Source organism: Vreelandella piezotolerans (assembly GCF_012427705.1).
Lineage (GTDB): Bacteria > Pseudomonadota > Gammaproteobacteria > Pseudomonadales > Halomonadaceae > Vreelandella > Vreelandella piezotolerans.
Window position 1 is genome coordinate 2899130 of record NZ_CP048602.1, and the last position, 25761, is coordinate 2924890.

Consider the following 25761-nt stretch of genomic DNA (forward strand, 5'->3'; position numbering starts at 1 on the left):
TCCTTAGCGTTTCATGAGGTGTTCCGCATGATAGCGCAAATGGTCCTCGATGAACGAGGCGATGAAGAAGTAGCTATGGTCATAGCCCGGCTGGCGACGCAATGTCAGCGGGTGATCGTGCTCTTCACAGACGGCTTCCAGGCGCTCAGGCATGAGCTGCTCTTCCAAGAACTGGTCCGCCTCGCCCTGGTCGATGAACAGCCGCTGGCGAGACGCACCGTTGGCCACTAGCTCACAGGCATCGTATTGACGCCAGCGCGACTGGTCGTCGCCCAAGTAGCTTGTAAAGGCTTTTTGGCCCCAAGGGCAGTTCATTGGATTGACGATCGGCGCGAAGGCCGAGACCGAACGGAACCGACCGGGATGGCGCAGCGCAAGGATCAGCGCGCCGTGCCCGCCCATGGAGTGACCGCTGATCGATTCACGACCATTGACGGGAAAGTGCTGGCGCACGACCGACGGTAGCTCCTCGATCACATAGTCGTACATCCGGTAATGCGGCTTCCACGGCGCTTGGGTGGCATTGACGTAGAAACCGGCCCCAGAGCCGAGATCGTAGCTGTCATGCTCGCCGGGCAGATCGGTACCGCGCGGGCTGGTATCGGGGCAGACGATCGCCACCCCAAGCTCAGCAGCAATCCGGTGGGCGCCCGCCTTCTGCATGAAGTTTTCGTCATTACAGGTCAGCCCGGACAGCCACCACAACAGCGGCACCCGCTCGTTTTCCGCTTGCGGCGGCAGGTAAACGGCGAAGACCATGTCGCAGTCAAGCGCCCGGGAGTAGTGGCGGTAGCGCTTGTGCCAGCCGCCGCAGCTGCGGTTGGCCGACACCAGTTCTAAGGTTTCACTCATGCTCATGGGGCAGGCTCCTCGAGAAGATGAAAACGCGGAGGGTCGCCCCTACCGCGTTCGTTTACCCGGTTTCGTTGACTTGATGATACTCAGTAATGCAGCACGGTACGAATGCTCTTGCCCTCGTGCAGCAAGTCGAAGGCTTCGTTGATCTGCTCGAACGGCATGTCGTGGGTGATGAAGTCGTCGATATTGAGCTCGCCGTTCATGTAGCGCTCGACGTAACCCGGCAGCTCGCTGCGCCCCTTCACACCGCCAAACGCAGAGCCTTTCCAAACACGACCCGTGACCAATTGGAATGGACGTGTAGAGATCTCTTCGCCTGCGCCAGCCACACCAATGATGATCGATTCGCCCCAACCCTTATGGCAGCACTCCAGCGCCGAGCGCATGACGTTGACGTTGCCGATACACTCGAAAGAGTAGTCGACGCCACCATCGGTCATATCGACGATGACCTGCTGGATCGGATCGCTGTAATCTTTAGGATTGACGAAATCCGTCGCGCCGAACTGCTTGGCCAGGGCGAATTTATCCGGATTGACGTCGATCGCGATGATTTTGGACGCCTTGGCCATCACCGCACCCTGAATGACCGCCAAGCCGATGGCGCCCAAACCAAACACGGCCACCGTCGAGCCGGGCTCTACTTTAGCGGTGTTCAAGACGGCACCAATGCCCGTGGTCACGCCACAGCCCAATAGACAGATTTTGTCCATGGGTGCTTCTTTGGACACCACCGCTAGGGACACCTCCGGCAGCACCGTGTACTCGCTGAACGTGGATGTCCCCATGTAGTGGTGCAGCATCTTACCGTCGAGGGAGAAGCGCGACGTGCCATCAGGCATGACGCCTTTGCCTTGAGTCGCCCGTACACTGCCGCACAGGTTGGTTTTACCTGACAGGCAGAATTTGCACTTGCCGCACTCTGCAGTGTAAAGAGGAATGACATGATCGCCTGGCTTGACGCTGGTGACGCCTTCCCCCACCTCTTGAACGACGCCCGCACCCTCGTGCCCGAGCACTGCCGGGAAGTTGCCCTCTGGGTCGGCGCCAGAGAGCGTGTAAGCGTCGGTATGGCACACGCTTGTAGCGGCCATTTTGACCAACACTTCTCCCGCCTTCGGGCCTTCTACATCGATCTCTACCAGCTCTAGGGGCTTACCCGCTTCGAGTGCAACTGCCGCGCGTGATTTCATGGTGACTCCTTGGGGTTCACGGTCATCGAACGCGTCGTGACGCGTTCGCGAAAACAGACAGAAAGTGTAGGTCAGCTAGGCGACCGGGATAAAGCGGGATACACTCATAAGATTATTGTCACTGAGCAACAATCCACTCGATTAAGGGCTCGCCATGCAGCGCTGGGATCGTATCGAAGCCTTCGTCGAGGTGGTCAGGCTGGGCACCTTTTCCGCCGCTGCTCGACACCTCAAAGTCTCTACTTCACATATCAGCCGTTTGGTCAGCCAGTTAGAGAACCAGCTAGGCGTGCAGCTACTCTACCGCACCACGCGGCAGATTCGGCTGACCGATGCGGGGGCGCTTTACGTGGAGCACTGCCGGCATCTCTTCGACGGACTGCGCGACGCCGAGCAAGCCATCAGCGAACTTCAAGCCAGCCCGCAAGGTCTGTTGAAGCTCACCTCGGCCACCACCTTTGGCGAGCGCTATATCGCGCCGCTGGTCAACGACTTCCAGCGCCTGCACCCCCAGTTGGAAGTCCACATGCACTTTACCAATCGCCCGGTCGAGCTGATCGAGGAAGGCTTCGACATTGCCATCCGCATGGGCGTACTCAAAGACTCCAGCCTGATTGCCCGACGGCTGTGTGAACGCCAGGAGTACGTGGTGGGGTCGAGCGCCTACTTTCGTCAAGCGCCCAGGCCACACACCCTGTCGGAATTGAGCCAGCACCGCTGCCTGATCGGCTCGCGGCCCAACTGGCTCTTCGAAGTCAACGGCCAGCGCCGGGAGGTAAAGGTAGAGGGATGTTGGAGCGCTAATTCTGGACCGGCCCTGCTGGATGCCGCCCTCAAAGGGCTGGGGCTCGCCCAGCTGCCGGATTACTACGTGGCGCCTTATCTGGCCAGTGGAGAGTTAGTGTCGGTGCTGGAGCCGTTCCAACACCACGACACGGCGGTCTGGGCGGTGTACCCTCGCCACCGCCACTTATCGCCCAAGATTCGTCAGCTGGTCGATCATTTGGTCGACCATATCGACACTCTGTTACCTGCTTATTAGCACTCGATGGCATTGACTGCGAGACCACCTTTCGAGGTCTCTTTGTACTTGTCCTGCATATCGCGACCGGTATCGCGCATGGTGCGGATCACCTTATCCAGCGAAACGAAGTGGTCTCCGTCGCCATGTAGCGCCATACGCGCGGCGTTGATTGCCTTCACCGAGGCGATCGCGTTGCGCTCGATACAGGGTACCTGGACTAGTCCTGCCACTGGGTCGCAGGTCAGCCCCAAGTTATGCTCCAAGCCGATTTCGGCAGCGTTCTCTACCTGCTTGGGCGTGCCGCCCAGCACCTCGGCAAGGCCCGCGGCGGCCATGGCGCAGGCGGAGCCCACCTCCCCCTGACAGCCTACTTCAGCGCCGGAAATGGACGCGTTCTTTTTACACAGGATGCCCATGGCCCCCGCCGCCAACAAGAAATCCACCACATCGGCATCGCAGGCGTCCGGCTCGAACTTCAGATAGTACGCCAGCACGGCGGGCACGATGCCCGCAGCGCCGTTGGTCGGCGCGGTCACCATTCGCTTACCGGCGGCATTCTCTTCGTTCACCGCTAGGGCAAACAGATTGACCCAATCCATGACCGAGAAACTGGTCACGATGAGACGCTGATGGTCGGGCGGTGAAAGCAGCTGCTGATGCAGCGAATGAGCGCGGCGGCGGACGTTCAAACCACCCGGCAGCCGCCCGGTGGCCTTCAAACCGTTATCGATACTCTGGCGCATGGCGTGCCAAATCGTTAACAGCGTTTGGCGAATCGACGCTTCGCTGCGCCACGCTTTCTCGTTTTCGAGCATCAGCTCGCTAATCCGCAGATCGTGCTGCTGGCACAATGCCAGCAGCTCATTGGCCGATTCGAACGGGTATGGCAGCGCCGTTTTATCCTCATCCAGCCCCCCCTGATCGGCACAGGCCTGGTCCACGTAGAACCCACCGCCGAGTGAATAATAGGTGTTCGTGCTAACCACCGTATCGTCATGGTAGGCCGTTAGCGTCATGGCGTTGGGGTGGAAGGGCAAGCAGGTGTCGTCCCATTCGATGTCCTGAGCGCGCTGAAATACCAGGGACTGGCCGTGGGGAAGCGTCAACGGCTTACCGTCATCCAAACCGGCCAATCGCCCGGCAATGATGTCCGGGTCGATCGCTTCGGGTGTCTCACCCATGAGCCCCATGATGACCGCACTATCGGTCCCGTGCCCAACGCCAGTGGCGGCCAGCGATCCATGCAGCCTTACCACCACTCGGGTGACGTCTGGTGCGGTCAGTGACATCACGAAATCCCGCGCGGCCCGCATGGGGCCCACGGTATGCGAGCTGGAGGGCCCAATCCCTATTCGAAACAGATCAAACACACTAATGGCCATAATAGTGCCCGCCCCTCAACGGTCATGCTTAGTAGTGACGACGACTTGATACCATCGCCGCTTGGTATTTTCTTGGTTACTCTTACTTTGCAGCGTTATCGACTGTCCGTCGAGTCATGCATAGAAGGTTAGACGTGCGAGCACAGGAAAGTGACGATATAATGAACATTCATTTCTGAATGTTTACTCTCCTCGCCTCACCCCCAATAAGGATGTTGGTATGCCATCGTCACCCCCCTGGGCGATCAGTTTTCGCACCGCGCTACTTCGTGCCACTCTGTACACGCTCGCCATCGGCGGTATCGCCCAAGGCGGTTACCTGGAAGTGCTTTATTTGCCCGAGGTTCGCTACACCGAGCTTGGTTTTACCGAATTCACCCAAACCTTGGTATTGGCAAGCTGCTGCGCGCTACTGATCTATATTCGCCACGTATTGAAAGTATGGCCCACCGTCACGCTGCTGCTGCTGGCGTTTATCGGCGCATCGCTCGTGCGTGAGCAGGACTACTTTCTCGATCACTACGTGGCGGAAGACACCTGGAAATATCTCGTCGCGCTGATCGTGCTCCCCAGTCTTGGCTGGGTCATCTTTCACCGCCAGCGGTTTTTGGAAGAGTTTCGCCACTACAGCAACACCTTCTCGTTTGGTCTATTTGCGGCAGGCGTGCTGGTCACCTATATCTTTTCTCGCCTTTATGGACGCCAAGATTTTTGGCGAGCCGTGTTGCAAGAGCACTATATCCGTGACTTCAAAGACATTGCCGAAGAGGCCATCGAACTACTCGGCTACAGCTTGATTCTGTTTGCCACCATCGAGCTTCTCTTTCTCGCACGACGCATCTATCGCGCACGGCAAACGCCTTAACCAATCACTTATCCCCCAGCCAAACACCGCTGACGCCCCGCATCAGCGGTGTTTCATTTTTTACATCTCGCTATACGTAAAGCCATTTGCGCCCTTGGCACCATCAACGTAGTGTCAGCCGATCTGTTTAATAGGCATTTTTGCTAAAGAATAACCTACCAACGATATAAACCTTATGACAAACCCACGAAATCGCGAAGAAAACCTGAACCGCGGAGCGTTCACACGCTTTCTCGATAGCGTCGAATGGCTGGGAAATCTATTACCGCACCCGGTCACACTGTTTGCCATTCTCTGTGTACTGGTCGTGCTGGCTAGCGGTATCGCTGCCGCCCTGGGCGTATCCGTCGCCGACCCGCGCCCCGCGAACGAGGGCGAGTGGATTGCGGTGAATTCACTGCTCAATGCGGAAGGGCTACGCCTTCTCGTCACCAATATGGTGACTAATTTCACCGGTTTTGCACCTTTGGGCACGGTGCTGGTGGCCATGTTAGGAGTCGGCGTTGCCGAACACTCCGGCCTATTATCGGCGAGTATGCGCGCGCTGGTGCTCAACCGCTCTCCGCGCATCGTGACTTATGCCGTAGTGTTTGCCGGAATCATGTCGAACATGGCCGCCGAGCTTGGCTATGTGGTGCTCATTCCGTTGGCCGCAATGATCTTCCACTCCCTGGGTCGCCACCCGCTGGCCGGCTTGGCAGCGGCTTTCTGCGGCGTTTCCGGTGGCTATAGCGCCAACCTTTTGATCGGCACGGTCGACCCGCTGCTTTCCGGCATCACCCAAGAAGCCGCACGCCTGCTCGACCCTGCCTACGTCGTTGGCGCCGAGGCTAACTGGTTCTTCATGTTTGCCAGCACGTTCTTCGTCACCCTGATTGGCGGTTTGGTTACCGAACGCATCGTCGAACCCAAGCTTGGCAAATTCGATTCGGCCTATGCCGATAGCGACATCGACCAGCATCGTATGGAGGGCCTGACCGCTACAGAGAAACGGGCACTCAAAGGTACGGGCTTAGCCGCCCTGGCGCTGGTAGCGTTAGTGGCCGTCATGGTGGTGCCGGAGAGTGGCATTCTGCGCAACCCAGAGACGGGCCTCGTGAGCGGTTCGCCGTTCCTACGCGGTATTGTGGTCATCGTTGCCATTGCGTTCACCGTACTGGGCTTTGTCTTTGGCCGTTTGGCGGGCACCATGCAAAACGATCGCGATATCGTCGATGCCATGGCCAAAAGCATGAGCAGTCTCGGCCTCTATATCGTGCTGGTGTTCTTTGCCGCTCAGTTCGTGGCGCTGTTCAACTGGAGTAATTTTGGCACCGTGACTGCCGTGGCGGGCGCTGACCTGTTGGACTCCCTTGGCTTGCGAGGCCCCGGTCTGTTTGCGCTGTTCATTCTCATGTGTGCCTTCGTCAACCTGTCGCTGGGTAGCGCCTCGGCGCAGTGGGCGGTCACCGCCCCTATCTTCGTCCCCATGCTGATGCTCATGGGTTACGCGCCCGAAGTCATTCAGGCGGCGTATAGGATCGGCGATTCCGTCACCAACCTAATTACGCCCATGATGAGCTACTTTGGCCTGATTCTCGCGGTGGCGACCCGTTATCGTAACGACATGGGCATCGGCACGCTGGTGGCGCTCATGCTGCCTTACACGCTGTTCATGCTGATCGGTTGGAGTGTGCTGTTCTTTATCTGGGTCTTTATTCTTGGCCTACCGGTTGGTCCAGGCTCTGCCACTTACTACACGCTCTAAGCTTTAAACGGCATAACATAAAAAGCCCGCCGTTCAGAGAACGGCGGGCTTTTCGGTCTTCGTGGCTACTCTATTCACCACTCACTCTGCACTACTCGCGGCTTTACTCGTCCAGGAACGAGCGCAGCGGTTCTGAGCGGCTGGGGTGACGCAGCTTGCGCAGCGCTTTGGCCTCGATCTGACGAATCCGCTCGCGGGTAACGTCAAACTGTTTGCCCACTTCTTCCAGCGTGTGGTCGGTATTCATATCGATACCAAAACGCATACGCAGGACTTTCGCTTCCCGGGCCGTCAAACCACCCAGCACGTTGCGGGTCGCTTCGATCAAGCCTTCGCCAGTGGCCATATCGATCGGCAGCAGCATGGTGCCGTCCTCGATGAAATCCCCCAGATGCGAATCGTCGTCATCACCAATCGGCGTCTCCATGGAGATCGGCTCTTTGGCAATTTTGAGCACCTTACGCACCTTGTCTTCAGGCATTTCCAGACGCTCGCCCAGCTCTTCCGGCGTCGGCTCGCGCCCCATCTCTTGCAGCATTTGACGGGAGACGCGGTTGAGCTTGTTGATCGTCTCGATCATGTGGACCGGAATACGAATGGTCCGCGCCTGATCGGCAATCGAGCGAGTGATGGCCTGACGAATCCACCATGTCGCGTAGGTCGAGAACTTGTAGCCACGACGGTATTCGAACTTGTCCACCGCCTTCATCAAGCCAATGTTACCTTCCTGAATTAGATCGAGGAATTGCAGGCCGCGGTTGGTGTACTTCTTGGCAATCGAGATCACCAAGCGCAAGTTCGCCTCGACCATCTCTTTCTTGGCACGACGTGCTTTCGCTTCGCCAATCGACAGCTTGCGGTTGACCTCTTTCAGATCGGCTACCGAGAGCTGCACCATGTCCTCTTCGAAGGCAATCTTGCGCTGAGAGCGGGCGATATCGGCACGCAGTGGCTCTAAGCGGTCAGCGTACTTGGGCTGCGCTTCTTGGAAGGCGTCCAGCCACGTCTGATCAGACTCGTGGCCCGGGAACGACTTGATGAACGTCTTGCGCGGCACCTTGGCTTTCTTGACGCACAGCTGCATGACCGCTTTTTCTTGGGCACGCACCTGCTCGACGCTGATCCGCACTTGGCCTACCAGTCGCTCGAAGTGCTTCGGCACCAGCTTGATCGGCGAGAACAGCTCGGCGAGGCGCTCCTGTTCGAATTTCAATTCGGAGCTACCACGACCGTGTTTGGCCAGCGCGGCTTCCACCGCCGCGTTCTGCTCACGAATCTGCTCGAAACGCGCTTTAGCCTCTTCTGGATCTGGACCGCCTTCGCTGGCGCTGGTGTCTTCTTCGTCATCGTCGGCGTCGCTATCGATATCGTCATCGTCGCTCAGCTCGGTATCGACGTCAGGTTCCGGCGTCTCCGCTTCGGCAACCCCGGGGATACCTTCGTCGGGGTCGATGAAGCCAGAGAAAAGATCGGATAGGCGCCCAGGCGCTTCTTCGTCCTGAGTGGCGTCGTAGGCTTCGAGGATCGACGCGACCGCGCCCGGCAAATACGCCAGTGCGGACATCACTTCCCGCGTGCCTTCTTCGATCCGCTTGGCGATTTCGATTTCGCCTTCGCGGGTCAAAAGCTCGACCGTTCCCATTTCACGCATGTACATGCGAACGGGGTCGGTGGTGCGACCTACGTCGCTTTCCACGGCGGCGAGTGCCGCAACGGCCTCTTCCGCAGCGGACTCGTCCGTGGAGTGATCCGACATCATCAAAGTGTCTTCATCAGGCGCTTCCTCAACGACACTGATACCCATGTCGTTGATCATGCCAATGATGTCTTCCACTTGATCCGGGTCGGCGATATCCTCGGGTAGATGGTCGTTGACCTCGGCATAGGTCAGGTAGCCCTGCTCCTTGCCGCGCGCGATCAACTCCTTCAGACGTGACTGCTGCTGCGCATTTCCAGCCATAGAAACCCTATCTCGACGAAGAAGAATGAAACACCTGGGGCGCTGAATCGATTAAACTCAACAAGCCGAACAGTATAGCGTAAATAGCGGGATTTTTTCCAGCGAAACGTATTTGCGCGGTCATTCAGGTGTGTTAGGTTGTTCGGTTAGGCCAGCGCCTGGCGACTAACCCTATATGTGGTGTTGAAGCGTCGTAATTCAACCCCTCGCTATGTATTGCTCTTGACCGGTCTGTCTCCTGAGCGCTGAACCAGCTCCATCATCAGACTCGCCAATCGCTGACGCTGCTCCTTATCCAGCCTCTGTCCAGAGCGCTCCAGCGCCAGCAGCGCATCGTACTCTTCCTGAGGCGAGCGCTTGCGCTGCTTTTCTAGCAAATGTTCGACCAAACCATTGAGCTCCGCCTCCCGAGTGCTTTTCGGAATCAGCAGCTCACGCTGGGCGAGCTCGGCCAACACCTGACCCTCATGGCTACCCTGAAAATGCGCCAGCACCACCTGCGGACTCCGGTAGCGCCCGGCGCGCAGCAGCGCGATCAGGTCGCGACACAGCGGTGCCTCTTCGCTGTTGTCGGGTAGCCACTCCAACGTCTCGGGCAGCACCGTCACCAAGCGTGGTTCGTGAAGCAGTAGCTGTACGATCCGAGCCACCGTCGATAGCGTCTGCAGCCTCGCTCCCTGACGGCGGCGGGCAGCAGGGCGTGAAGCCTCGTCCGCCACCACCGGCTCGAGCGGCGCGTCATCCACTGGCTCCCACTGCGGCGATGCGCTGGCGGCAGCAGTGCGCTTATCCAGCAGCGCCTGAAGCTGCGACTGGGCCAGTCCGCTGCGTTTGGCCAGTGACTCGAGCAGTAGCGATTTCAGCATACCGTCAGGCACCTTGTTCAGCGCCTCTAGCACTTGACTCGCAAATCGCTCGCGCCCTTCCACCGTATTCAAATCGCGCCCCTGGGCGGCCTGCTCGAAGAGAAACTCCGAGAGCGGCATCGCACAGGTGACACGATCTTCGAACGCCTCTCTGCCCTCTCGACGCACCAGCGAATCCGGGTCGTCACCCTCCGGCAAAAACAGAAACCTTGCCTCGCGCCCATCGATCATCTGCGGGAGTGCTGTTTCCAATGCGCGACTTGCCGCTTGGCGGCCCGCGCGGTCACCGTCGAAGCAGAACACTACCCGGCTCACCAAACGAAACAGGCGGCTCAAGTGATCTTCCGTGGTCGCCGTGCCCAACGTAGCGACGGCGTTATGAATGCCGAACTGGGCCAGCGCCACCACGTCCATATAGCCTTCGACCATCACCAACTGCTCGAGTTTGCTAGACGCTTGACGCGCCTCGTACAAACCGTATAGCTCGCGCCCTTTATGAAAGACAGGCGTTTCTGGTGAATTGAGATATTTGGGCTGTTCATCCCCCATGACCCGGCCGCCAAAGCCTAGGGTACGACCACGCAAGTCGCGGATGGGAAACATCACTCGGTCGCGAAAACGATCGTAGGTGCGCCCAGTGTCTTCGCGGTGGATCAGCAGTCCGTACTCGACCTGTACCGGCTCGCCGATCCCTTTTGCCGACAGATGCTGCTTGAGCGCCTCCCAGCCACCCGGCGCATAACCAATACCGTAGGTGTCGATGACCTCTGGCGACAGTCCGCGGCCCTGCAGGTAGCGCTGAGCACTTTGACCCTCCTGCATTTTCAGCCGCTCGCGGTAGAAGCTGGCGGCCACTTCCAGCAGGTTGACGCCCTCTTTACGCTTTTTCTCGCGCTGCTGAGCACGCGGGTCATCCGCTCCCTCACGGGGAACATCGAGACCTAAACGCCCGGCCAACTGCTCTACCGCTTCGGGGAACGGCAGCTTGTCGTACTCCATCAAAAAGCGCAGCGCGTTGCCATGAGCGCCACAGCCAAAGCAGTGGTAAAACTGCTTGTCGGCACTCACCGTGAACGACGGTGTTTTTTCCTGATGGAAAGGGCACAAACCGGAGAAGTTACGACCCGCTTTCTTAAGCTGCACGCGCTCGCCGACAACCTCCACCACGTCAACGCGGCCGAGCAGGTCGTCAATGAAACGCTGTGGAATTTGGCCTGCCATGAACTGCGGGCATCCTCGCGCGAAGCGCTAATGGGCGGGTCTAACGTCATCAGACAATGCGCCTGATCACCTTAAACCGCGCAAAACACACATCACAGAACGAAAAACAAACGGCCACCTAGTGGCGGCCGCTTGGCATCCCTCTTGGGATAACCGGTCAATTGCGCTGGCTATCCCCAGGTACGGATCAATAGAGCCGTTCGAAACGCTTACGCTCACGCTGCAACTTCTTAGCGTGACGTTTTACGGCAGCGGCCGCTTTGCGTTTACGCTCAGCAGTCGGCTTCTCGTAGTGCTCGCGACGACGTACTTCAGACAGAACGCCAGCTTTTTCGCAAGAACGCTTGAAGCGACGCAGGGCGACGTCAAACGGCTCGTTATCACGTACTTTTACAGAAGGCATTAAGCACTCACCTACCTTAAGGAGTCTTGAGTTCGGATAGTACGCACACCGAACACAACGGTGTACGACCCAGTTTTACAGCGCACAGTAGTCTAGTCGCGGTTGGCGATCTTTGCAAATGCTTACGCCCCTCTACTGCCATAATGCTAGACTAGCCGGTTTGTAACCTCTGCCTTACCACCTACACGAGTTCTTTTGCCATGCGCGTACTGGGCATTGAAACGTCTTGCGACGAAACCGGCGTCGCCATTTACGATACCGCGTTCACCGGCGGGCGCGGCCTGTTGGCCGATGCGCTGTATAGCCAAATCGCCATGCATGCGGAGTACGGCGGCGTCGTGCCGGAGCTGGCCTCCCGAGATCACACCCGCAAGCTGTTGCCGTTGATCGAGCAAGTATTGAAAGACGCCCAGCTCACCCGCCAAGACCTGGACGGTATCGCTTACACCGCCGGACCGGGCCTCGTCGGCGCGCTAATGGTTGGCGCCAGCACTGCCCACGGCATGGCCAAAGCGCTGAACATACCGGTGCTGGGCGTTCACCACATGGAGGGCCACCTACTCGCCCCGATGCTGGAAGATGACGCCCCCGATTTCCCGTTCGTGGCCCTTCTGGTCTCGGGCGGCCACACTCAGCTAGCCGAAGTACAGGGGTTAGGGCACTACCAACTGCTGGGGGAGTCGGTGGATGACGCCGCCGGGGAGGCTTTCGACAAGGCCGCCAAAATGCTCGGCCTTGCTTATCCAGGCGGACCGCTGGTCGCAAAGCTTGCCGAACAGGGCGACCCGACGCGCTTTCGTTTTCCGCGCCCAATGACTGATCGTCCGGGGCTGGACTTCAGTTTCTCAGGCCTTAAAACCCACACCCTAACGGCTATTCGACAGCTAGAAGCGGCAGACGAACTGGATGATCAGGCGAAGGCCGACGTTGCGCGAGCCTTCGAAGAAGCCGTCGTCGATACACTGGTGATCAAATGCCGCCGCGCCCTTGACCAAACCGGCCTAAAACGCATCGTGATGGCAGGCGGCGTCAGCGCCAATACTCGCCTGCGTGAACGGCTAGCGCTGGAGACCCAAAAGCGCCAAGCCCGTGCTTATTACCCTCGCGGGCGCTTTTGTACCGACAACGGCGCCATGATTGCCTATGTCGGTGCGCAGCGCTTGGCAGCCGGCGAGCGGGATGACAACGGCGTGATGCAGGCGACCCCTCGCTGGCCGCTCGATACGCTTACCGCACCACGGTAGCTCTCGCGCCTATCCGCGTAGGGGCGGCTCTTCCCCGCGGCGCAAACGGCGAATATTGAGGCCATGGCGGGCCAATACGAGCAGGCTAAAGCCCCCTACGACGCTGACGTAGCCGGGGGCTAGCCAGAGACACAGCAGCGGTGCCAACAGCGCGCTAACGAGCGATGCAGCCGCCGCCGTGCGCAAACGCCACGCGAGTAGCGCCCAGCAAAGCGCCGTGAGCAGCGCCACGCTGGGTACCAGCACCAACAGCACGCCAAACGCGCTGGAGACCGACTTTCCGCCGCGAAAGCCGTGCCAGATCGGATAGCTATGACCCAGCAACACGGCCAGCCCCACAATTCCCTGCAACCATACCGGCAGCGCCAGCAGCTTGGCAGCCAGTACGGCAGGCACCCCTTTTAACGCATCGAGCAGCAGCGTGGCCGCGGCGAGCCTTGGACCATATAGGCGGAGCACGTTCGAAAATCCTGGGTTGTAAGAGCCGCAAAACCGTGGATCCGTCACACCGGCCCACCGACATACGCTCACCGCCGCCAGCCAACTACCGCTCAAATAACCGATTACGATCCATATCATGGACTGCCTACCCTGGCATGGGCGGCCGACGCCGCTGCCTTACTGTCGTTTCTGGTCATCCTCAAGTACAATCGCCCGCTTGTTGACCCTGGGGGAAGGCCTGTGGACCGCATTTTGATCGAAGCACTCACCGTCGACACCGTCATCGGTGTGTACGACTGGGAACGCACGATAACGCAATCGCTGAGCCTGGATCTATCGCTGGCAACAGATATTCGGCCAGCGGCCGCCACGGACGAGCTACGCCTAACGCTGGATTATGCCGCTATCTGCCAGCGAATCCAGCAGTTTGCCGACGAGCATCAATTCGCCTTGGTGGAAACGTTCGCAGAGCGCCTTGCTGCCTGCTTGCAGCACGAATTTCCGATCAGTTGGCTTCGCATGACCGTCCGCAAACCCGGTGCCGTTCCTCAAGCGGCCAGCGTCGGCCTGGAAATCACGCGCGGCACGCTGCCGGAGGCCACGCAGGACACATCGTCATGAATCTGGTCACACTCAGCTTGGGCAGCAACATCGATCCTGACACCCATATCCGACTTTGCCTAGACGCCCTGGAAGATACCTTCGGCCCGCTGCAGATATCACGCATTTTCGAAAGTGAGCCGGTCGGCTTCAACGATAGCCGCAACTTCTACAACTTGGTGGTCGCTTTCTATAGCGACTGGTCGGTGAGCGAGCTTCAAGCATGGTCCAAAGAGCTCGAAATCGCCCACGGCCGAACGCCGGACATGATGAAATGCAGCCCCCGCGCGCTGGACATCGATCTACTGACCGTCGGCGATGCCTGCGGGGTCATCGATGACGTCGCGCTGCCGCGTGGCGAAATCACCCGTAACGCCTTCGTGCTTCAACCCCTGGCGGAGCTTTTGCCCAACACGCGCCACCCCGCCTGCCAAACCCCCTATGCCACACTCTGGAAGCGCTTTACCTTAGGCGACCAACGCCTATGGCCGATCGATTTTCACTGGCGAGGCCGCTGGATTTCCCAAGCCGACCCGCAGCTCCGGGTGGCCATAGCGCGCTAGCGCGACGCCCCCTCGTCTAACGCGCCTGCCACCGCTTTTTGGCGATGCTGGCGCAGCGCGTCTCCTAGGGCGGCGCCACGATACCCCTCACCGAGCAATGCCTGGGGGCTCACTGCCTGAGCGGCTTGCCACGCCTTCTCAAGCCGGGGTTGGCGCGCCGGTGCCAAACGGCTGACAAGTTGTAACTGCGCAATGACTTGAGCGGGTTTGCGCCAGCCATCCAAGCGCTCCAACCAGTGCAGCACTCGCTCATCGTCGAGCGGTTCATTGAGCAGCGCTTTCGTCAGCGCGGTATGGCGGGCCAACTGCGCCACCGCGTTGGGCAGCCGCAGCCTGCTCGCTAACGCGTCGCGCTGCTCATCACTAAGCACCGACACCAATAGCGCATAGCGCCAGTGGGCCAGCGCGGGTGACGAGGTCTCAGGCGCGCTGGCTAGCGCATCGAGGGCAGCAGCCAACGTTTCGTCATCGGCAAGTTCCGGCCACCAAGTGGCCAGCGCTTGGCACTCGTGTAGCGTCGTGAAATAGCGCTCTGGATTGGGTTCGCCAAGCGCTTTTTCGGTCTCGACCCACACCCGCTCTGCGGCGAGATGGCCAAGTTCGCCGCTTTCACTGACATGACGCATCAACGCCTGGGTATCTGGGGCGATGGCAAAGCCCAGATGCGCATAGCGAGCTAAAAAGCGCGCGGTACGTAGCACCCGCAGCGGATCTTCGCTGAAGGCAGGCGATACGTGGCGCAACAGGCGTTGCTGGATATCCTGCCGACCGTGAAACGGGTCGGTCAGCGCTCCGTTAGTCCCTTGAGCGATGGCATTGATCGTCAGGTCACGCCGTGACAGATCTTCTTCCAGCGTCACGTCCGGGCTGGCATACACATCGAAGCCCCCGTAGCCATGACCGGATTTGCGCTCGGTGCGCGCCAGCGCATACTCCTCTGACGTATGGGGATGCAAAAAAACCGGAAAGTCGCGACCCACAGGCTTGAAGCCCCGCCGACGCATGTCGTCCGGCGTCGCCCCTACTACGACCCAGTCGTGATCGACCACCGGCCAGCCCAGCAGCGCATCCCGCACTGCTCCACCTACCCGGTACACCTCTAACCCTTGGGTAAGAGCATCCTGTTGAAACACTTAACGGCCTCCTTGCTGGCTAATCACGCAGGTGCGCTCGCCGGTCTCCAGATTCATAGCGGTCAACGCGCCGCCCCATACACAGCCGGTGTCCAGCCCCTCGACGTTGATCTTGGCGTGGGGCGTGCGCCCCTCCAACGCGGCCCAGTGGCCAAACATTAGGCGTATATCATCCTGACGTGGAAACTGGAACCAGGGAGCGAATCCATCAGGGGCGCTATCGAGCCCCTCTTTGGCCGCAAAATCGAGACGCTCCTGGGTGTCGATGAAGCGCATCCGGGTCAACACGTTGACGATACAGCGCAGACGATCCATGCCTTCCAGGTCGTCCCGAAAACGATCCGGCTGATTGCCAAAAAGCTGGGACAGAAACTCGCCCGAACGCTCGCTCTGAAGTGCCGACTGCACTTCACCGCTAAGCGCTAGCGCCTGCTCGGCACTCCAACTTGGCAGTAGGCCCGCGTGCGCCATGAGCGTACTCTCCTCGCGCACGACCAGGGGCTGGTTCTGCAGCCAATCCAGCAGCGACTCACGCTGGGGAGATGCCAGAATATCGTCCAAGGTATCGTTCTTTTTCAACTTGCCGCCCCCACGAGCCACCACCAGCAAATGAAAATCGTGGTTGCCCAGCACGCAGCGCACGGCCCCCCCCAACGCCTTGGCCTCCATCAGGCAAGCGAGCGAACCAGGGCCGCGATTAATCAGATCCCCTACCAGCCAAAGCCTATCCTGGGCCGGGTTGAAGCGTAGTTTTTCCAACAGGCTGACAAATTCGGCATGGCAACCATGGAGATCGCCAATGGCGTACGTACTCATAGGCTAAGGCCTTGTGATGAATGGAATGAAAATGATGGACAACACGCCTAACGACTCAGGGGAACGCCTCGGCGTTATCTCCCTCCAGCAGCACAAAAATTCTGGAGCAATCGGCAAAGTTACATCACTATGTACTCAGACAGCTCGCGACTCTCTGTTAAGGATAACGGTACGCTGATGAGCCCTTACTTGCCGCGTCACTCCCCGATCGATCTTGCCCGCCGAGACGTTTTAAGATGCCTGCTTGTTTCGACAGGCACCGTGCTCACCCTAAGCCGGTGGCCGATAGCGGCTGCACAATCCGTCTCTCCACCGGCGCCGGTACTGGTGAACGGTTGGCTGCTAAGCGCTGAAGATCGCTAATGTATCTCGCCTTTGACACCCTCGCGACCCAAGCAACCGACTACGACATCTGCATCATCGGTGCCGGTGCAGCCGGAATCGCCATGGCCGTGACGCTGGCTGAGCAAGGCCATCGTACGTTGCTGTGCGAAGGTGGAGAGGCCTCTTACAGCGAGCGCTCCCAAGCCATTTACCGAGGCGAGGTCGTCGGCGACCCCTACATTCCCCTGGATGACGCACGCCTACGCTATTTAGGTGGCTCTACCAATCACTGGGGCGGGGTATGTAGGCCTTTGGACGCCCACGATTTTACTGCAAAGACGGCCGCCCCTGATACGGCTTGGCCAATTACTCAAGAGGCGCTCGCGCCCTATTACACCCAGGCCGCCAAGCTACTGAATTTAACGCAGCCCCATGCCGATTACCCGGTGCCCGGCTCAGGATTTGAGCGTATTTACTTCTCTTTGGGCAACCCTGTGCGGCTGAAAGATAAATATGCCGCCACACTCAATGCGTCTGCCCATGTTAACTACTGTCTGACGGCCAATTTGGTGGCGCTTGAACGTCACGCTGGCCGAGTCGAGCGCGCCACCTTGCGTAACTTTCAGGGGGATGAGTGCCAGGTTCGTGCACGATACTTCGTACTCGCCTGCGGCGGCATCGAAAACTCGCGACTGCTGCTGTGGTTAAACCAGCAGTCCAATGGTCAGCTTATCCGCAACGCCTCGACATTGGGTCGCTATTGGATGGAGCATCCGCATGCTTCCGTGGGCCAAGCACTGCTGTTTGAGCCGCAGGCACTGGGGCTGGATCAAGAGTACAACGTCTTTTTATCCCCCACTCCCGATATGCTTTCCAAGCGCCAGTTGCTCAACTGCGGCCTGCGCTTACACCGCATGAACGGGGAGGCCACTCAGCAGTTGATCAATACGCTGTCACAAGACGCGCCAGCACTAGGAGAACAGCTCTCCACGTGGCAAGCCCAAGGTCGCGTCATGCATGGCGTGATTCTACGCGCCGCCTGGGAGCAGGAGCCGCGTTTCGACAATCGAGTGGCGCTGGATACGGAGGTCGATGAGTTCGGTATCCCACGCAGTCGGCTTATTTGGCAGCAGTCAGCGCTAGACCGCCACACCATTCGCGACAGTATGCTGCTACTTGGAGAACACCTGCTCAACCAGAATATCGGGCGCTTAAAGCTCGCTGATTGGTTAGCTGCCCAGCCTGTCGTAATGCCCAGCGAAGGCGAGCTGGCGGGGCGCCACCATATGGGCGGTACTCGGATGAGCCATCGCGCCGAACAGGGGATCGTCAATAGTGACTGTCGCCTGTTCGACCAAGAAAACATGTACTTAGCGGGGTCAAGCGTGTTTCCAAGCGTCGGCCACGCCAACCCTACGCTGACGATCGTTCAACTGGCGTTGCGCCTTTGTGACCATTTAGATCGTCAACTCAGGCGACCGTCCCACGCCTGAACAGCGTCAATGTAGCTGCCGTGGAACGGCGAGCCGAAACGGTGCAATGGGCACGTCGAAGGCTCGTTGGGTATAGGTATTGAGCAGCGTATAAGCCCCCTCCATCACCCCCACCGGCGTTTGTAAGATCGCTCGACTGGTGTAGCGAAAACGCTGACCAGGGCCAATCAGCGGCTGCTGGCCCACCACGCCTTTGCCGCGTACCTCTTGGCTATCGCCGCTGCCCTGGGTGATCTTCCAGTAACGCGCCATTAGCTGCACGCTATGTGGGCTTTGATTGTGGACCGTTACGGTGTAACTAAACACGTAGCGGGATTCACTGTCGCTCGACTCGGCATCACGAAACTCGGGCGTAACGCTGACCTCGATCTCCAAACCACTCACCCCTCGTCGCCTCCCTGGCGGTCGTTGTCTGCGCTGGCCGACTCGTTGGCCGCGACCTGATTGGCGATGGTGACGTACTCCGCCACCGTCAGGGTTTGCGGGCGTCGCGCCGGGTCGATGCCCAACGCTTCCAACGTCTCGGCGCTGACCCGCCCTTTCAGGTTATTGCGCAGCGTTTTACGCCGCTGCCCAAAGGCCAGCTTGACCAGTTCGAACAGCAGGGCCGGATCGTCGGCGATGTGGGGCAGGTGCTCAAAGGGAGTGAGACGCACGATCGCGGAGTCCACCTTCGGGCGCGGCACGAAGGCCTCCGGAGGCACGATGAACAGCTGATCGACCTGACAGTAGTACTGCGCCATCACCGACAGGCGACCCCAGTCGGTGCTGCCCGGCTCGGCGGCCAAGCGCTCCACCACCTCTTTCTGCAGCATGAAGTGCATATCGGCGATGGCGCTGCCCATACTCAGCAAATGCACGATCAAAGGCGTGGAAATGTTGTAAGGCAGGTTACCCACTACCCTCAGCGCCGGGCCCTCGCCCTTGAGCTCGGCAAAATCGAACTTCAGCGCGTCGCCTTCATGAATCACGAATTCAGGGTAGTTAAAAAACTGTACTCGCAAGCCTGGAACCAGATCGCGGTCCAGCTCGATCACCTCCAGCTTTCCCGCCGCTTCCAGCAGCGGCGCCGTCAGTGCACCTTGCCCGGGGCCAATTTCGACGAGTCGGTCGCCTTCGCGTGGCCCAATGGCGCGGACGATACGCGAAATGATGCCGAGGTCACGCAGAAAGTTCTGACCGAAGCGTTTACGAGCACGGTGCTGCTGAGGCACTTGAGACATCTAACAGTGTTCCTTGGAGGGTTGATTCATGAAGCGGCCAGGGAGCTGGCACGCTGAGCGGCAAGCCGCTGCGCGAGGGCAAGCGCGACGCCCAGGCTATTGGGGTCGGCAGTACCGTGGCCCGCCAAATCCAGCGCGGTGCCGTGGTCCACCGAGGTACGCACCAGCGGCAGCCCCAGGGTAATGTTCGCGGCCTGACCAAAGCCGGCGTATTTTAGCACTGCCAAGCCCTGGTCGTGATACATCGCGAGAACGGCATCGATCCCGGCCAAATGACGCGGCGTGAATAGCGTATCGGCGGGCAGCGGCCCTTGGATATCCAACCCGTCGGCACGCAGCGCGTCGAGGGCCGGAATGATCGTGTCCAGCTCTTCGCGCCCCAAATGCCCTTCCTCCCCGGCATGGGGGTTGAGGCCGCACACCGCAATGCGCGGATTCGAGATGCCGAATTGGCGCTTCAAGTCAGCGGCCAGCAGGCGAGTAATCTGGGTGACCCGCTCGAATGTGATGGCATCGGCCACGTCACGCAGCGGCAGGTGAGTCGTCACCAGCGCCACGCGCAAATCGCCGCTGCCTTGCCAAAGCGGGTTCTTGGCATGCAGCGCGGCATCGGTCGCCAACAGCATCACCACCTCATCGACGCCACAGGCGTCGCGCAACCACTCGGTATGGCCGGTGAAATGGGGAAAACCCCCTTCGATGATGACCCCTTTATGCAGCGGCGCGGTGACCATAGCCGCAGCCTGCCCTGCTTGGCAGGCGTCTACGGCGATTTGCAGTGTCTCCAACACGTAGCGGGCATTGGCGGGATCGAGCACCCCAGGCGTGGCAGGCGCTCGCAGTGTGGCGGGCCACACCACCAAACGCCCTGGAGAGGATATATCCAAGCCACCCGGCGTGGCCTCGACGACCTCTACGGCCAGCCCGAGCAGCGCGGCGCGCTGGCGCAGCATCTGCGGGTCACCCACCGCCACCGTGTTGGCTAATTGCCCACGAGCGGCCAGCATCAGCGCAAGCTCTGGCCCGATGCCCGCGGGCTCACCGGTGGTCAACAGCAGCGGCCGCGTCATTAGAGACGAATATCCACGAAGGCCTGTTCACGGATTTCACGCTGCCAGGTTTGCAGCTCTTCGTTGGCACGACGCTGGAAAATCGCTTGGCGCACCTGCTCACGACGGCTCTCTTCGGTCACGTCCTGACGGCGACGCTCCAGCACTTCGATGACGTGATAGCCGAACTGCGAGCGCACAGGCTCGGAGAGCTGGTTCGGGCTGAGAGACGTCATGGCTTCTTCAAACGCAGGGACCGTTTGTCCAGGGCGCACCCAGCCCAGGTCGCCGCCGTTCATGGCGCTACCACGATCGTCGCTGTACTCACGGGCCACCGACGCGAACTCTGCGCCCTGCTGTAAACGCTGGCGAGCCTCTTCTGCGCGGGCACGGGCTTGGTTCTCGTTACGCGTAGGCGTCAGTTCCACCAGGATATGGCGGGCACGGGTTTCTTCGATAAAGGCTTGGCCCTGCTGCTGGCTCGGCTGCTGGCTCAAGAAACGCTCCACATCGCGATCGGAGACCGTGACACGCTGACTGATCTGGCGCTGCTGTACTTGGCGCATTAACATTTCACGACGTACGTCTTCGCGCACGTCGGCCAGGGTAATGCCGTCGGCTTCTACCGCATCGGCAAACTGGTCCAGCGTCATGCCGTTGGATTCGGCAATGCTGCGCAGCTGGCGGTTGAGTTCGGTGTCATCCACGCTCAGATTGGCTCGGCGGGCCATTTGCAGCTGGATTTCATCCATGACCATACGCTCCAACACTTGCTGGGCCAGCTGGTTACGCGGCGGCAAATTGCCGCCCTGAGCCGCTGCTTGCTGCTCCACCTGGGCAATGCGGTCATCCAACTCGCTGCGCATGATGACGCCATCATTGACGACTGCGACGACGCTATCCAACTGCTGACGCTGGGCCGACTCGAAGTTTTGCGCATGAACGGTCAGCGGAACCAGCGCCGCACCCGTGCCCAGGCAGAGCACCATCAGGCTGCCTGCGGACAGCTGGGTGGCTCGTTTCTTCAGCGCGCAGCTCAGCAAGGTCTTTCTGATCATCATAAAAAGTCTCTTTCAGTCGCTATTTTAAAGTGGTCGTTCATAAGGGCGTGGGACGGTAGCCAGGAATCGCCTGTTCAAAGTAGCCGTCGGCCTCTTGGCCCACGCCACCTAGACCACGAAACACGAAGCGCAAAAATAGCCCGCGGTCGTTGAAGTCATCGCCAACCCGCGCCGTATCGTTGTCGTCGATCCATTCACGCCATACCAGCTGTACGCCGTAGCAGCAGTCGTTCCACTGCAGGCCCGCGAGCTGTTCCAAGGGACGGTTGTTGGTTTGATCGTGCAGGTAGCGGCCAATCAAATCAATCCTTGGGCTCGCTTTCCACGCCAGCGAAAGATCCCACTCTTCACGGCTGTAGTCGCGGAAACCATCGTCCCCCGGCACCACGCTCGGATCGAACCCTTCGATCTCCCAACGGTAGCCAAGGTTCACTACGTGCCCCTCCGGATGGCGATAGCGAACGTCCACGCTGGAGCGCTCGGTCTGTTCACGCTCATCATCGTAAAGCCACTCGTAACCGGTACTCCAGCGATCCGATATTTGCCAATCCAGGCGAGTGACCAGCGGAGAGCGGTCACGGGTGGCCTGATAGCGGCTTTCCGGATTCACGGAAGGGTCTTCGCTGGGGCGCGGCGGCAGCGTGTCCGGGTCGCCTTCGCTATCGATGCGCCGCTCGGAGAAATAGTAACTTTGACCGACACCGAAGGTGAGTCGGTCCCGGCCAGCGCTATCTTCGATCAAGCGTGACTGTACGCCGAGCGAGACGCGGTTGAGGTCGCCCACGCGGTCAGCTCCAGAGAAGCGGTGCGGCGACCAGAGCTGATCCCAGGAAAACGCCCGCTCGCGACTATCGAAATCGGGTAGTTGGGTCTGGTCGGTGCGCGGCACATAGGCATAGTTCACCCGGGGTTCGAGGGTTTGGCGATAATCGCGCCCGCCGAGCTCCAGTTCACGTTCGAAGACTAAGCCGCTATCGATGGAAGTGATCGCCACGCTACGCGAAGGCGAGGTGGCGCGATCGGTCACCCGATCGCCATAATCCAATTCGTACGCGGTGTGCCAAAGCTCGGTGCGCGGCTCGATATAGCCCCAAGGCTGCTCGTAGCGCCAGCCCACGGCGGGCGTCAGGTGCAGGCGCGAACCGATGGCCGCTTCGCGTTCAGGAACTCGCCGCTCATCCACGTCGCGCCAGAAGTAGGTCGCGTTCGAGCGCCACTGCGTATACAGGCCGTTGTCTAGCTGCCAGTTGGCGTTGGCGGTCAAACTCGGCAGGCGGTAGAACGGACGATCGGTATCGCTGAGCGGGTCTTCCAGGCGCTGAAAGCCCTGGGCCCTTGCGTCGAGCTGCCAGCGCTCACCGCGATAATCGACCTGGGCCAGACGCTCCATACTGACGCGGTCGCTGTTGCCGAACTCGCCGCCAAAGTCGTCGAAATAGCGGCCATCGCTGGCCGCGCCGTAGCGCAGTCGATAGTCGCTGCGCGGCGTGAGCCGTCCTGCATGCTGAGCATCAATGTACCAGCGGTCGTCGCCTTCGAAGCGGTTATCGCCGTTATTGGTGCCGCCGTCGCTATCGAGATAGCCGCCCTCCACCAAGCCCTGGCTGCCCTCGAGCAGGTAGCGATACTCTCCGTTGAGCAGCAGACCACGGTCCGACATCCAGCGCGGGGTAATGGTGGCATCCTGGTTCGGTGCAATGTTCCAGTAGAACGGCTGCGTATAATCGAAGCCATCGCTTGAGAAGCTCACTGACGGCGAGAGCAGCCCGGTATGGCGGCGGTCATCGATGGGGAAACGCAGCCACGGCCAGTAAAATATCGGGACGTCTTTGACTTCCAGCCGCGCGTGACGGGCGGTACCAAACCCCGAGGCTTGATCGAGACGAATATCGCTACCCACCAGTTGCCAGCTATTGGCACCGGGGTCACAGGTGGTAAACGTAGCCTCCTGAAGGCGGTACTGATTTTCGCCAGTCTGCTCTAGCTGTCGGGCTTGCCCACGCAGATGCTGTTCGTAAAGCACGTAGTGGCTGTTACGCAGCGAGGCGCGATCTTCGTTCAGCATCAGCGTGGCTTGTTCACCGCGCACGAGGGCCTGTCCATCACGAATGGCCAGGCTCCCCTCGGCATCCACCCGCTGGCGATCCGCCGGAAGAAAGACGCGCTCGGCCTCCAGCTCGGTATTACCTCGGCGCAGCACCACATCGCCCCGCAGCAAGGCTTCGCCATCGGCGGCGTAGTCCACTTCGTCGGTTTCCACCGAAAGCGTTTCTGGGTTCTGTTCCGCTGGCAAGCGGTAGCCGGGCATCACATAGCGCCCCCGGCATAGCTGTTGCGACGCTTCGTCTTGGCGCCAGGCCTGCCAGTCCAGCGCCTCTGCGGGCAGGGTTGGGTCCTGTGCCACCGCTGAAAACGAGGCGCCAGCGAGCAAACTGCCCAGCAGCGTATGCGCAACCGGTACGGTGCGCGAGATTCGCTTGCCCATGTTCGTTATCCTTGGCATCCAGAATCGGTATTATACAGCCCGCATGATGCCCGACCAGCAAGGAGCTTGCATGTCCTCTTCTCGGATCGACGCCCTCACTCAGTGGGCGGCGCAACACCACGGCCTCGACCGTGCCACTCTTCGCCTCTCTGCTGCGGGCGGTGACGCCAGTTTTAGGCGCTATTTTCGGCTAACGCTACCGGATGGCAACACGCAAATCATCATGGATGCGCCACCTGCCCAGGAGGACTCCGCGCCGTTTGTGACCATCGGCCAGCGCTGGCACGCCGCCGGGCTACCGGTTCCCGCCATTCACGCCAGCGACTTGGAGGCCGGCTTTTTGCTGCTCGACGATCTGGGCGATACGCCGCTGCAGGCTACCTTTACCGACCCGGCACGCACGAAAGAGAACCACTTGGCGGCGCTGTCACTGATTGCCGAGTTGCAAAACCGCGCCAATCCGGCCGCTCTTCCCGCCTACGATGCCGCCCTGCTCGCCCGGGAACTGGATCTCTTTCCCGAATGGTGCCTGGAGCGCTGGCTGTCGCTATCCGCTCCCGGCAGTTGGGAAACACTGCGCACGGGCTTGATCGAGCGCGCCCTAGAACAGCCGGTGGTGAGCGTTCACCGCGATTTCGATGCGATGAATCTGATGTGGCACGATCAGACGCTTTATATGATCGACTTTCAAGACGCCGTGGCAGGCCCGCTCAGCTACGACGTCATTTCGCTGTTGCGAGGTCGCTACTGCCGTTTCAGCGCTGACCAGTTTGCCGCGCTAGTGAGTACCTTCTATCAGCAAGCCCGGCAAGAGGGTCGCTTGACCCGCTCGGTGAGCGAGGCTGCCTTTTTGGCCCAGTGCCACGCGATGGCCGCCCAACGCTCGCTCAAAGTCCTGGGCATTTTTTGTCGATTGACGCTGCGTGACAGCAAGCAAGGCTACTTGGCCCGCCTGCCGCACTTTTTAACCCACTTGGAAGATAGCTTAATGGCCCTTCCCGAACACGATGAGTTTGCCGACTGGGTCCGCGAGGTGCTGCGTCCCGCCATTCTCCAGCGCCTGGAGGCATCAACGCCATGAAAGCGATGATCCTAGCGGCGGGCTTGGGCAAACGGATGCGCCCACTCACCGACCACTGCCCGAAACCGCTGCTGCCCGTAGCGGGCAAACCGCTGATCGTCCACCACCTGGAGCGTTTGAAGCGTGCGGGCATCGAGGAGGTGGTGATCAACGTAAGCTACCGTGCCGAGCAGATCATGGGGGCGCTGGGTGATGGCTCGGCACACCAACTGCACCTTCACTGGAGCGTGGAGCCACAACCACTCGAAACCGGCGGAGGCATTCGCAAGGCGCTGCCTCTGCTAGGTGAGGCGCCGTTTTTACTCGTCAATGGCGATGTGTGGTGTGATCGCCTGCCCAGCGCGGCCGCGCTGACAGAGGGCGATCTTGCCCACTTGATCTTGGTGGACAACCCGGAACACCACCCAAACGGCGATTTTGCCCTCGACCGGGGCCGCGTTACGCCAATGGGAGAGCCACGCCTGACCTACTCCGGTATTGGCATCCTACACCCCGAACTCGTCGCTCGAGAGCCCCTTGGGGCGTTTGCACTGGCACCGTTGCTAAAGCAAGCCATGGCCAAGCAACGAGTCAGCGGTGAGCATTTTTCCGGCCACTGGGTAGACGTAGGCACCCCGAAACGGCTCGCCGAACTGGAACAGCATCTGGCGCAGCCTTGACGCCTGTTAACCGCGCGCGATGAAGCCGTGCGCTGTCGCCTAGAAATGTTATGCTGCGCGACTTACCTAT

23 protein-coding genes are annotated in these 25761 nt (G+C 59.9%); 9 read left to right on the forward strand and 14 right to left on the reverse strand.

Annotated elements, in window-relative coordinates; all coding sequences use genetic code 11:
* Positions 1-3: 3 nt before the first annotated feature.
* Positions 4-858 carry an S-formylglutathione hydrolase gene (gene fghA / locus GYM47_RS13270; RefSeq protein ID WP_153842606.1) on the reverse strand — a complete coding sequence of 285 codons (855 nt, stop codon included), beginning with the start codon at positions 856-858 and terminating at the stop codon, positions 4-6.
* 83 nt (positions 859-941) lie between these two features.
* Positions 942-2051 carry an S-(hydroxymethyl)glutathione dehydrogenase/class III alcohol dehydrogenase gene (locus GYM47_RS13275; RefSeq protein ID WP_139526524.1) on the reverse strand — a complete coding sequence of 370 codons (1110 nt, stop codon included), beginning with the start codon at positions 2049-2051 and terminating at the stop codon, positions 942-944.
* Between the two features lie 154 nt (positions 2052-2205).
* Between GYM47_RS13275 and GYM47_RS13280 the strand changes: the two genes are divergently transcribed.
* A complete protein-coding gene (locus tag GYM47_RS13280) occupies positions 2206-3093 on the forward strand; it encodes a LysR family transcriptional regulator (protein WP_153842605.1) in 888 nt (295 codons plus the stop codon).
* On the opposite strand, the gene GYM47_RS13285 is transcribed toward GYM47_RS13280, so the two are convergent.
* On the reverse strand, positions 3090-4457 hold the full coding sequence (locus GYM47_RS13285) for an L-serine ammonia-lyase (RefSeq protein ID WP_153842604.1): 1368 nt from the start codon (positions 4455-4457) through the stop codon (positions 3090-3092). The genes GYM47_RS13280 and GYM47_RS13285 overlap by 4 nt on opposite strands.
* A 220-nt stretch (positions 4458-4677) precedes the next feature.
* Between GYM47_RS13285 and GYM47_RS13290 the strand changes: the two genes are divergently transcribed.
* On the forward strand, positions 4678-5322 hold the full coding sequence (locus tag GYM47_RS13290; RefSeq protein ID WP_139526521.1) for a hypothetical protein: 645 nt from the start codon (positions 4678-4680) through the stop codon (positions 5320-5322).
* Between the two features lie 175 nt (positions 5323-5497).
* Positions 5498-7069 (forward strand): AbgT family transporter, encoded by a 1572-nt coding sequence (locus GYM47_RS13295; RefSeq protein ID WP_153842603.1) that lies wholly within the window; start codon positions 5498-5500, stop codon positions 7067-7069.
* Between the two features lie 103 nt (positions 7070-7172).
* Here GYM47_RS13295 and rpoD read toward each other — a convergent pair whose 3' ends face one another.
* The 3 genes from rpoD to rpsU all read right to left on the reverse strand — a co-directional run bounded on the left by rpoD (position 7173) and on the right by rpsU (position 11519).
* Positions 7173-9029: an RNA polymerase sigma factor RpoD gene (gene rpoD / locus GYM47_RS13300; RefSeq protein ID WP_139526519.1), complete on the reverse strand. Its 1857-nt coding sequence runs from the start codon at positions 9027-9029 to the stop codon at positions 7173-7175.
* Positions 9030-9238: 209 nt separating this feature from the next.
* Positions 9239-11116, reverse strand: coding sequence for a DNA primase (dnaG, locus tag GYM47_RS13305; RefSeq protein ID WP_153842602.1), 1878 nt, complete (start codon positions 11114-11116; stop codon positions 9239-9241).
* Between the two features lie 187 nt (positions 11117-11303).
* The gene (gene rpsU, locus GYM47_RS13310) at positions 11304-11519 is read right to left on the reverse strand and encodes a 30S ribosomal protein S21 (RefSeq protein ID WP_016416934.1); all 216 of its coding nucleotides are present in this window, start codon (positions 11517-11519) and stop codon (positions 11304-11306) included.
* Between the two features lie 200 nt (positions 11520-11719).
* Between rpsU and tsaD the strand changes: the two genes are divergently transcribed.
* Positions 11720-12763, forward strand: coding sequence for a tRNA (adenosine(37)-N6)-threonylcarbamoyltransferase complex transferase subunit TsaD (gene tsaD, locus GYM47_RS13315; protein ID WP_153842601.1), 1044 nt, complete (start codon positions 11720-11722; stop codon positions 12761-12763).
* Positions 12764-12772: 9 nt separating this feature from the next.
* Here the strand turns inward: tsaD and plsY are convergent, their stop codons facing one another.
* Complete coding sequence (gene plsY / locus GYM47_RS13320) at positions 12773-13342, reverse strand: glycerol-3-phosphate 1-O-acyltransferase PlsY (RefSeq protein WP_139526516.1); 570 nt, start codon at positions 13340-13342, stop codon at positions 12773-12775.
* Between the two features lie 102 nt (positions 13343-13444).
* On the opposite strand from plsY, the gene folB reads away from it, so the two are divergent.
* Positions 13445-13825 carry a dihydroneopterin aldolase gene (folB, locus tag GYM47_RS13325; protein WP_139526515.1) on the forward strand — a complete coding sequence of 127 codons (381 nt, stop codon included), beginning with the start codon at positions 13445-13447 and terminating at the stop codon, positions 13823-13825.
* The gene (gene folK / locus GYM47_RS13330; RefSeq protein ID WP_139526514.1) at positions 13822-14367 is read left to right on the forward strand and encodes a 2-amino-4-hydroxy-6-hydroxymethyldihydropteridine diphosphokinase; all 546 of its coding nucleotides are present in this window, start codon (positions 13822-13824) and stop codon (positions 14365-14367) included. Before folB ends, folK begins: the two co-directional genes overlap by 4 nt.
* Here the strand turns inward: folK and GYM47_RS13335 are convergent.
* Both GYM47_RS13335 and GYM47_RS13340 read right to left on the reverse strand, forming a co-directional pair.
* On the reverse strand, positions 14364-15500 hold the full coding sequence (locus tag GYM47_RS13335; protein WP_153842600.1) for a tRNA nucleotidyltransferase/poly(A) polymerase-related protein: 1137 nt from the start codon (positions 15498-15500) through the stop codon (positions 14364-14366). The two genes, folK and GYM47_RS13335, sit on opposite strands and share 4 nt — an antisense overlap.
* The gene (locus GYM47_RS13340; protein ID WP_139526512.1) at positions 15501-16316 is read right to left on the reverse strand and encodes a symmetrical bis(5'-nucleosyl)-tetraphosphatase; all 816 of its coding nucleotides are present in this window, start codon (positions 16314-16316) and stop codon (positions 15501-15503) included. It abuts the gene before it with no gap.
* Between the two features lie 362 nt (positions 16317-16678).
* Here GYM47_RS13340 and GYM47_RS13345 point away from each other — a divergent pair, with 362 nt between their 5' ends.
* Positions 16679-18133 (forward strand): FAD-dependent oxidoreductase, encoded by a 1455-nt coding sequence (locus GYM47_RS13345; protein ID WP_153842599.1) that lies wholly within the window; start codon positions 16679-16681, stop codon positions 18131-18133.
* A gap of 6 nt (positions 18134-18139) precedes the next feature.
* On the opposite strand, the gene apaG is transcribed toward GYM47_RS13345, so the two are convergent.
* Genes apaG through GYM47_RS13370 form a run of 5 tightly spaced genes read right to left on the reverse strand, consistent with a single transcriptional unit; the run spans position 18140 to position 23951 of the window.
* Complete coding sequence (gene apaG, locus GYM47_RS13350; RefSeq protein ID WP_139526510.1) at positions 18140-18517, reverse strand: Co2+/Mg2+ efflux protein ApaG; 378 nt, start codon at positions 18515-18517, stop codon at positions 18140-18142.
* Positions 18514-19356, reverse strand: a complete 843-nt coding sequence (gene rsmA, locus GYM47_RS13355; RefSeq protein ID WP_139526509.1) for a 16S rRNA (adenine(1518)-N(6)/adenine(1519)-N(6))-dimethyltransferase RsmA — start codon at positions 19354-19356, stop codon at positions 18514-18516. Before rsmA ends, apaG begins: the two co-directional genes overlap by 4 nt.
* A 26-nt stretch (positions 19357-19382) precedes the next feature.
* Positions 19383-20426: a 4-hydroxythreonine-4-phosphate dehydrogenase PdxA gene (gene pdxA / locus GYM47_RS13360; RefSeq protein WP_139526508.1), complete on the reverse strand. Its 1044-nt coding sequence runs from the start codon at positions 20424-20426 to the stop codon at positions 19383-19385.
* Positions 20426-21466, reverse strand: a complete 1041-nt coding sequence (locus GYM47_RS13365) for a peptidylprolyl isomerase (RefSeq protein ID WP_139526507.1) — start codon at positions 21464-21466, stop codon at positions 20426-20428. The genes pdxA and GYM47_RS13365 overlap by 1 nt, the downstream gene beginning before the upstream one ends.
* A 37-nt stretch (positions 21467-21503) precedes the next feature.
* Positions 21504-23951: an LPS-assembly protein LptD gene (locus GYM47_RS13370; RefSeq protein ID WP_139526506.1), complete on the reverse strand. Its 2448-nt coding sequence runs from the start codon at positions 23949-23951 to the stop codon at positions 21504-21506.
* Between the two features lie 70 nt (positions 23952-24021).
* On the opposite strand from GYM47_RS13370, the gene GYM47_RS13375 reads away from it, so the two are divergent.
* Complete coding sequence (locus GYM47_RS13375) at positions 24022-25032, forward strand: aminoglycoside phosphotransferase family protein (RefSeq protein WP_153842598.1); 1011 nt, start codon at positions 24022-24024, stop codon at positions 25030-25032.
* The gene (murU, locus tag GYM47_RS13380; protein ID WP_153842597.1) at positions 25029-25691 is read left to right on the forward strand and encodes an N-acetylmuramate alpha-1-phosphate uridylyltransferase MurU; all 663 of its coding nucleotides are present in this window, start codon (positions 25029-25031) and stop codon (positions 25689-25691) included. Before GYM47_RS13375 ends, murU begins: the two co-directional genes overlap by 4 nt.
* The last annotated feature ends 70 nt before the right edge of the window (positions 25692-25761 follow it).

Excerpts from the sequence above, each read along its gene's own strand:
- tsaD (WP_153842601.1), top strand. The coding sequence starts at position 11,720 with ATGCGCGTACTGGGCATTGAAACGTCTTGCGACGAAACCGGCGTCGCC.
- rsmA (WP_139526509.1), bottom strand. The coding sequence starts at position 19,356 with ATGTCTCAAGTGCCTCAGCAGCACCGTGCTCGTAAACGCTTCGGTCAG.
- fghA (WP_153842606.1), bottom strand. The coding sequence starts at position 858 with ATGAGCATGAGTGAAACCTTAGAACTGGTGTCGGCCAACCGCAGCTGC.
- rpoD (WP_139526519.1), bottom strand. The coding sequence starts at position 9,029 with ATGGCTGGAAATGCGCAGCAGCAGTCACGTCTGAAGGAGTTGATCGCG.
- GYM47_RS13290 (WP_139526521.1), top strand. The coding sequence starts at position 4,678 with ATGCCATCGTCACCCCCCTGGGCGATCAGTTTTCGCACCGCGCTACTT.
- GYM47_RS13285 (WP_153842604.1), bottom strand. The coding sequence starts at position 4,457 with ATGGCCATTAGTGTGTTTGATCTGTTTCGAATAGGGATTGGGCCCTCC.
- folK (WP_139526514.1), top strand. The coding sequence starts at position 13,822 with ATGAATCTGGTCACACTCAGCTTGGGCAGCAACATCGATCCTGACACC.
- plsY (WP_139526516.1), bottom strand. The coding sequence starts at position 13,342 with ATGATATGGATCGTAATCGGTTATTTGAGCGGTAGTTGGCTGGCGGCG.
- murU (WP_153842597.1), top strand. The coding sequence starts at position 25,029 with ATGAAAGCGATGATCCTAGCGGCGGGCTTGGGCAAACGGATGCGCCCA.
- GYM47_RS13280 (WP_153842605.1), top strand. The coding sequence starts at position 2,206 with ATGCAGCGCTGGGATCGTATCGAAGCCTTCGTCGAGGTGGTCAGGCTG.
- GYM47_RS13345 (WP_153842599.1), top strand. The coding sequence starts at position 16,679 with ATGTATCTCGCCTTTGACACCCTCGCGACCCAAGCAACCGACTACGAC.
- rpsU (WP_016416934.1), bottom strand. The coding sequence starts at position 11,519 with ATGCCTTCTGTAAAAGTACGTGATAACGAGCCGTTTGACGTCGCCCTG.
- GYM47_RS13365 (WP_139526507.1), bottom strand. The coding sequence starts at position 21,466 with ATGATGATCAGAAAGACCTTGCTGAGCTGCGCGCTGAAGAAACGAGCC.
- GYM47_RS13340 (WP_139526512.1), bottom strand. The coding sequence starts at position 16,316 with ATGAGTACGTACGCCATTGGCGATCTCCATGGTTGCCATGCCGAATTT.
- pdxA (WP_139526508.1), bottom strand. The coding sequence starts at position 20,426 with ATGACGCGGCCGCTGCTGTTGACCACCGGTGAGCCCGCGGGCATCGGG.
- GYM47_RS13295 (WP_153842603.1), top strand. The coding sequence starts at position 5,498 with ATGACAAACCCACGAAATCGCGAAGAAAACCTGAACCGCGGAGCGTTC.
- GYM47_RS13375 (WP_153842598.1), top strand. The coding sequence starts at position 24,022 with ATGTCCTCTTCTCGGATCGACGCCCTCACTCAGTGGGCGGCGCAACAC.
- dnaG (WP_153842602.1), bottom strand. The coding sequence starts at position 11,116 with ATGGCAGGCCAAATTCCACAGCGTTTCATTGACGACCTGCTCGGCCGC.
- GYM47_RS13275 (WP_139526524.1), bottom strand. The coding sequence starts at position 2,051 with ATGAAATCACGCGCGGCAGTTGCACTCGAAGCGGGTAAGCCCCTAGAG.
- GYM47_RS13370 (WP_139526506.1), bottom strand. The coding sequence starts at position 23,951 with ATGGGCAAGCGAATCTCGCGCACCGTACCGGTTGCGCATACGCTGCTG.